Annotated in this window: 1 protein-coding gene; it reads left to right on the forward strand. The window is 42.5% G+C overall.

Features of this window, described 5'->3' with window-relative positions:
• Positions 1-48: 48 nt before the first annotated feature.
• Positions 49-801, forward strand: coding sequence for an IS5 family transposase (locus JMX92_RS13385; RefSeq protein ID WP_201546162.1), 753 nt, complete (start codon positions 49-51; stop codon positions 799-801).
• Positions 802-818: the final 17 nt, after the last annotated feature.

Raw genomic sequence — 818 nt, forward strand, 5'->3', positions numbered from 1 at the left:
GCGAACGGTTAATCTTTAAGTTCTCACACAAAAAAGATATCGTTCGCTATGCCTCGCACTATGCTCAAAGATGAACACTGGACAAGACTGAAACCTATATTACTAGAACTTAATATCTATGACAAAGAAAATCTTAGACAAACGGTTGAAGGCGTACTTTATCGCATGCGTGTTGGCTGTCCTTGGCGCGACTTACCCGAGTGTTTTGGCAAGCCTAATACCATCTATAAAGCTTACCAGCGCTGGTTTCGTAGTAATAAGCTGATTACGCTGTTTGCTTTATTAATCAAAGACGCAGATCTTGAGTGGGTCTTCATTGATGGTACTCATATCAAGGCGCATCAGCACAGCAGTGGTGGCAATGAGAACCTACAATCCATTAGTAAAAGTGTGGCAGGACGCGCGACCAAGATTCACTTGGCAGTAGATGCTCATGGCAATCCTATCACCTTTATCTTGTCAGATGGTACGACCCACGATGCTAAAGTCGCACCTGATTTAATAGACAAAGTTAATTTGAGCAATACAGAGGTTTTATGTGCGGATAAAGGCTATGATTCTGATGCACTACGAGCGCATATTGAACAAGCCGGGACGCATGATAACATCCCTCGAAAACGAAACACTAAGTCTTCTAACGACCATATGGACTGGGACTTGTATAAAGTACGACACTTAGTAGAAAATGCTTTTGCCAAGTTAAAGCAGTATAGGGCGGTTGCCACCAGATTTGATAAGCTCAAGCAGAGTTATGAAAATACAGTCGCTCTCGCTTGCGCTTATATCTGGCTCAAATTATGAATGTTCAACACGCCCTA

This window comes from Psychrobacter sp. H7-1, from assembly GCF_904846585.1.
GTDB lineage: Bacteria > Pseudomonadota > Gammaproteobacteria > Pseudomonadales > Moraxellaceae > Psychrobacter > Psychrobacter raelei.

Bases quoted from the DNA above. Each gene is read 5' to 3' on its own strand.
- JMX92_RS13385 (WP_201546162.1), top strand. From the start codon at position 49: ATGCCTCGCACTATGCTCAAAGATGAACACTGGACAAGACTGAAACCT.